The sequence below is a fragment of the Frankia sp. Cppng1_Ct_nod genome (assembly GCF_920656135.1).
Taxonomy (GTDB): domain Bacteria; phylum Actinomycetota; class Actinomycetes; order Frankiales; family Frankiaceae; genus Protofrankia; species Protofrankia meridionalis.
Genome location: NZ_CAKKTK010000136.1, coordinates 1 through 5,206 on the forward strand (window position 1 = coordinate 1; position 5,206 = coordinate 5,206).

5 protein-coding genes and 1 pseudogene are annotated in these 5,206 nt (G+C 66.7%); 4 read left to right on the forward strand and 2 right to left on the reverse strand.

The window, feature by feature from the left end:
- Nucleotides 1-496 (forward strand): group II intron maturase-specific domain-containing protein (locus NBW77_RS21655; RefSeq protein WP_250280254.1); only part of this gene is annotated, 496 nt, incomplete at its 5' end.
- A 47-nt stretch (nucleotides 497-543) separates the two neighbouring features.
- On the forward strand, nucleotides 544-1,875 hold the full coding sequence (locus NBW77_RS21660; RefSeq protein ID WP_242605934.1) for an IS256 family transposase: 1,332 nt from the start codon (nucleotides 544-546) through the stop codon (nucleotides 1,873-1,875).
- A 182-nt stretch (nucleotides 1,876-2,057) separates the two neighbouring features.
- Here NBW77_RS21660 and NBW77_RS22945 read toward each other — a convergent pair whose 3' ends face one another.
- Both NBW77_RS22945 and NBW77_RS22640 read right to left on the reverse strand, forming a co-directional pair.
- Entirely contained in the window at nucleotides 2,058-2,438 is a 381-nt protein-coding gene (locus NBW77_RS22945) for a group II intron maturase-specific domain-containing protein (RefSeq protein ID WP_502799512.1), read from the reverse strand.
- A gap of 60 nt (nucleotides 2,439-2,498) precedes the next feature.
- Nucleotides 2,499-3,542: pseudogene (locus tag NBW77_RS22640) on the reverse strand (reverse transcriptase domain-containing protein); the annotation flags it as partial.
- Nucleotides 3,543-4,175: 633 nt separating this feature from the next.
- Between NBW77_RS22640 and NBW77_RS21675 the strand changes: the two are divergent.
- On the forward strand, nucleotides 4,176-4,661 hold the full coding sequence (locus tag NBW77_RS21675; RefSeq protein ID WP_242605935.1) for a type II toxin-antitoxin system RelE/ParE family toxin: 486 nt from the start codon (nucleotides 4,176-4,178) through the stop codon (nucleotides 4,659-4,661).
- The gene (locus tag NBW77_RS21680) at nucleotides 4,654-4,950 is read left to right on the forward strand and encodes a helix-turn-helix domain-containing protein (RefSeq protein WP_131747449.1); all 297 of its coding nucleotides are present in this window, start codon (nucleotides 4,654-4,656) and stop codon (nucleotides 4,948-4,950) included. Before NBW77_RS21675 ends, NBW77_RS21680 begins: the two co-directional genes overlap by 8 nt.
- The last annotated feature ends 256 nt before the right edge of the window (nucleotides 4,951-5,206 follow it).

Genomic DNA, 5,206 nt, shown 5'->3' on the forward strand with positions numbered 1-5,206 from the left:
ATTCGATCAGTGGCTCGCCCGGAACTTCCCGGACGTGCAATTTGAGCGTTTTGCGGATGACGCGGTCGTGCATTGCGACTCCGAACGCCGAGCCCGTGTGGTTCTTCAGGCGATCGGAAACAGGATGGAGGAGGTCGGACTGCAACTGCACCCGACCAAGACCAGGATCGTGTACTGCAGAAGAGGCAATCGCCGCGTCGAAGGCGTGGCAACGTCGTTCACCTTCCTCGGCTTCACGTTCCAGAAACGCCCGGCACGAGACCGCCACGGGAAGATCTTTACGTCCTTCCTTCCGGCGGTCAGCAAGATTGCCCTGAAGAAGATGGGCGCGGAAGTCCGCTCCTGGCGGATTCACATGCACATCGGCTACACCCTCGGGGAGTTCGCGCGATGGCTCAACCCGATCATCCGCGGCTGGATGCAGTACTACGGGGTGTTCTACCGCACCGTGTTGTATCCCCTCTTCCGGCGCGGGACTGTAAAACCAACGGTGTAACTCCTATGTGACACTCTGTGCATACGCGCAGGTAGAGGAGGCACCAGATGGCCAGAACGACGGCGGATCCGGCGATCGAGGCGATCACGGACCAACCGGCCGGCACCGAGGCCGGCCCCCGGGCCGGCACCGCCGGCGCGGCGGCGCCGGTACTCGACGAGGAACTCGCGCGGCGCCTGGTCGCCCAGGCGAAGGCCGAGGGGCTGTCACTGACCGGGCCGGGCGGGATGCTCGGGAAGCTGACGAGGATGGTCCTGGAGACCGCGCTCGAGGCCGAGATGACCACGCACCTGGGCTACGAGGCGCACAACCCGGCCGGGCGCAACGACCAGAACTCCCGCAACGGCACCCGGACGAAGACCGTGGTCACCGAGATCGGGCCGGTGCAGGTCGACGTGCCCCGTGACCGGGACGGCAGCTTCACCCCGGCGATCGTCGCGAAGCGCCAGCGCCGCCTGGACGGGGTCGAGGACCTCGTGGTCTCGCTGGTCGCCAAGGGGCTCACGACCGGCGAGGTCCAAGCGCACCTCGCCGAGATCTACGGCACCGAGGTCTCCCGCCAGACCATCTCCACGATCACCGACAAGATCCTCGAAGGGATGGAGGCCTGGCGTGCCCGCCCCCTCGACGCGGTCTACGCGGTCGTGTTAATCGACGCGATCGTCGTGAAGATCCGCGACGGGCAGGTCGCGAACCGGCCGATCTACGCCGCGATCGGGGTCACCGCCGACGGCGAACGCGACATCCTCGGGCTGTGGGCCGGCACCGGCGGCGAGGGCGCCAAGCACTGGCAGCAGGTGCTCACGGACCTGAAGAACCGCGGCGTCGCCGACGTGCTCATCCTCGTCTGCGACGGCCTGACCGGCCTGCCCGACGCCGTCGCCCAGGTCTGGCCCCAGACGATCGTGCAGACCTGCATCGTGCACCTTTTGCGAAATTCGTTCCGGTATGCCAGCAAAAAGGACTGGCCCACGCTCGCGAAAGACCTCAAACCGGTCTACACCGCGCCGACCGAGGCGGCCGCGCTCGACCAGTTCGCCGAGTTCTCCGGCGTCTGGGAGAAGAAATACCCGGCGATCATCCGCTTGTGGGAGAACGCCTGGGCCGAGTTCGTCCCCTTCCTGCGCTTCGACACCGAGATCAGAACCGTCATCTGCTCGACCAACGCCATCGAGAGCCTGAACTCACGGTTCCGCCGCTCGGTGAAGGCCCGCGGCCACTTCCCGAACGAGCAAGCCGCCCTCAAGCACCTCTACCTCACGATCATCAGCCTCGACCCGACCGGACAGGGACGACAGAAGTGGATAATCCGCTGGAAGGCGCCACTCAACGCCTTCGACCTGACCTTCGACGGACGCCTGTCCGCCGGCCGCAAATAGCACCACCCGACCGTCACCCCTGGTAACCAGGCGGTGTGGTCCCGAAGTAGCACCAACATCACCCGCTACGCTGAGTAGGCCATGGGCGCGGTGCCGGGATTGCTTCCAGTCCGTTTCCCATGGCCTCTCGCCGCACCCGCCGTGCGTCTCTCAACGCAACGGGCGCTCCCCGGCGTCTGCCGTTACACGGGTTGTGGTGCCCAGGGGTTGGGGATGCGGCTGCCGCGGTAGCGGTACCGGGTGACCGGCCTCGCCGTGACGCGCCGTAGTTCGGTTCCGCCCGCGCTAATTGGCAGCCACCGCCCCGTTGGGGTGGTGAACCGTGCGCGGACGTCCTTCCATCCCCAGTGGTGCCGTACCTGCAACATTCGGACGACCCGCCACCAGGCAAAGTTGTCCAACATGGCGAATACGTTCTTCGCCACGGCATGCTGGAAGTAGTTGGCCCACCCGCGCATGACCATGTTCAGCCCGGTCAGCACGTACTCCAGGTCCCGTTGCGATGTCCTGGGGGTCAAGGCCCGAATCTTCGCTTTCACCGACCGGATCGCCCGGTCGGACACGAAGGTGTAGACGTGCGATTTGCTCGTCCCTCGTTTGAGGCGCCGCTGGATACGGAACCCCAGGAAGTCGAACCCCCTGTCGAGATGCGTGATGCGGGTCTTCTCCTCGGACAGCCGGAGCCCTACCCGCGTGAGCACCTGGACCACTTCCTCGCGTAGTGCGTGGACGTCGGACTCGACCCCGTGCACCAGCACCACGAAGTCGTCGGCGTAACGGACCAGCCGCTACGTCGGAAGCCCTTGCCCTCGCCTGCGCCGGCGCCGGCGCCTATATTCGGTGGACATCGTCCCGCCGGGCTTCCATGGGCCGTGCAGATGCTCATCGAGCACCGACAGCGCCACGTTAGCCAATAACGGGGAGATAATTCCCCCCTGCGGCGTGCCGGTGTGCGTCTCCCTGTTTTCGCCGAGTTCCGTGAGGACCCCAGCCTTCAGGAACGCCTTGACCAGCGCCAGGACACGTTTGTCCTTGATCCGCCGCCGGACCCGGTCCATCAAAGCGACATGCCCGATCTCGTCGAAACACGCCTCGATGTCCGCGTCCAGCACCCAGTGATAGCCCTGGGTTCCGTAGAAGTGGATCTCGGCCACCGCGTCCTGAGCCCGCCGCCGGGGCCGGAAGCCATACGACACAGGCTCAAAATCGGCCTCGAAGATCGGCTCCAGTACCAGCTTCAGCGCGGCCTGCACGACCCGGTCGGCGACCGCCGAAATTCCCAGCCGCCGAACCTTCCCCGACCCACCCGGCTTCGGGATCACACGCTCCCGTACCGGCAACGGCCGGAACGTGCCCGCTTTCACCTGAGCACGCAGGTCGTTTAGGAACCCAGGCACCCCGGCCTCGCGGATATCGGCGACCCTCAGGCCATCGACCCCGGCTGTCCGGGCACCCTGGTTGCCCGCGACCCGGGCAAACGCCACGATCAGCGTCGCCGGGTCATACACGAAGTTGAACAGGTCATCGAACCGGCGGTCAGGATCAGCCGCCGCCCAACGGTGAAGTTTGGCCTGCATCCCCGATACCCGCGCGAACGCTTCCTCACGGTCGCTCTCACGCGGAGCGCCGCCATTCGGCGGTGCGTCTTTCGGCATCACAGCCTCCATCCCTTCTCGATACCGCTGCCGCCCTTCCCCATGTGCACAGGCTCTCCCTGGCTCGGAGTACTACGGCGGCTCCGCCCCACCCCACCGGTTCGGCGGTCGGTGCGCCTATCCCGGTCGACCGACTGGCTGCTGGCCGTCCGGGAACCCGTGCGAGGTGGTTCCCACGTTCACCATGTTTCGTTTGTCGGAGTAGGAGCCCGACTGTGTCCCAGCGGCCTCGCCATGGGTACGCCGCAGACATTCCCCATGGCCTCCGGGTCAGCTTCTGAAAACCTCACCCGAGTTCCCTCGACAACGGTAAACCGAGGGACGCACCGCGCCCGGCCCATATCCACCAGGTTGGAGCCGGTGCCAAAGTTTAAGGACGTAAAACGCCGGTTCCTCGCGTATTCCTCTCCGTCTCGCTCGCCGGACCCGCATCATCTGGCGGTACTGACACGTCCCGGCTTTGTCAGGGCTGCTCCCACCCTCCCCGGCACCACCCGGATCAGGCTGCCCTCAGCTACCCCAGCCTGCTGCGACAGGCCGAAGGCGAAGGTCTTTCACCTCCACTCGAAACACAGCGCCTCGTGGCGCAAACCGTTAACTTGACAGCCCCCCGACGGCGCGCCGGTCCGGATGTACCCGGGCCGGATGCGCTACCTGTGGCCCGAGGAGATCGACGCGGCTGGTGCACGGCGTGTCGTGGTCTGGCAGGTGGCCGTGTCGGTCTTGACAGGTGGACCGCAGTCGCGCGGCTATAGCGTCAACGCTATGACCTGGGGTACCGTCGAGCTGGAACCGGAAGTTCGGGACTGGCTGGAACGGCTGCCGACCGCGCATTTCGCGACGGCCGCTTTCTACGTGGATCTGCTCGCCGAGCAGGGTCCGTTGCTGGGTGAGCCGTACACGCGGCAGCTCGACGGCAAGCTGCGGGAGCTGCGGTTTCATCTGGAGGGCCGGGCGATCCGGGTGACCTACTGGATCGCGCCGGGTCGGAGGGTGGTGCTTCTGACGGTGTTTGCCAAGTCGCGGATGAGGGAGGTCGCCGAGGTGTCCAGGGCGAGGCGCGCGCTGGCACGCTGCCTGACAGGGCCGCACACGGTGGGCGAGGACGAGGGGGGTGACGGCGATGGCTGAGCGGGCGGACTGGGTGGGGGTGAGGGAACGCCGGATGGACGAGGCGGGCGCGCGCGAGGCCTACCAGGCAGCCAGGCTGGCATTTGAGCTGGGTAGGTCGGTGCGGGAGCTGCGCCAGCGGCGCGCCTGGAGTCAGGCCGAACTGGCCCGCGCGGCGGGCATGACGCAGTCGGCGGTGGCGCGGTTCGAGGCCGGTGGCACCGTACCGACACTGCCTGTGCTGGAACGGCTCGCCGAGGCTCTCGACGCCGACCTCGACGTCCGCGTCATCCCTCGTTCAGCGGCGTAGCGGGCGTCCTGGCATGCCGCTCGCTCGCACGTGAGCCGGTGGCCTTCCGTCCGCCTCGCCGGGTCAGCTGCATGCGGCGAGTGAGACCCGGCCACGATTGTGGTCACAAGGCGGGCCAGGGCGGGCATCCGGACCCACCAGAGGTGCGGAACATGCGTTCGACTCGATAGATGGTGTTGTCTGCCCGCGTTCACTTGGCATAGTTCCTGGTCGGGAGCCGCGTGGAGACTGGGCGGACGGTGATCGCGGGACCCTG

Coding starts and splice junctions, on each gene's coding strand:
- NBW77_RS21675 (WP_242605935.1), top strand. CDS start 4,176: ATGCGCTACCTGTGGCCCGAGGAGATCGACGCGGCTGGTGCACGGCGT.
- NBW77_RS21660 (WP_242605934.1), top strand. CDS start 544: ATGGCCAGAACGACGGCGGATCCGGCGATCGAGGCGATCACGGACCAA.
- NBW77_RS21680 (WP_131747449.1), top strand. CDS start 4,654: ATGGCTGAGCGGGCGGACTGGGTGGGGGTGAGGGAACGCCGGATGGAC.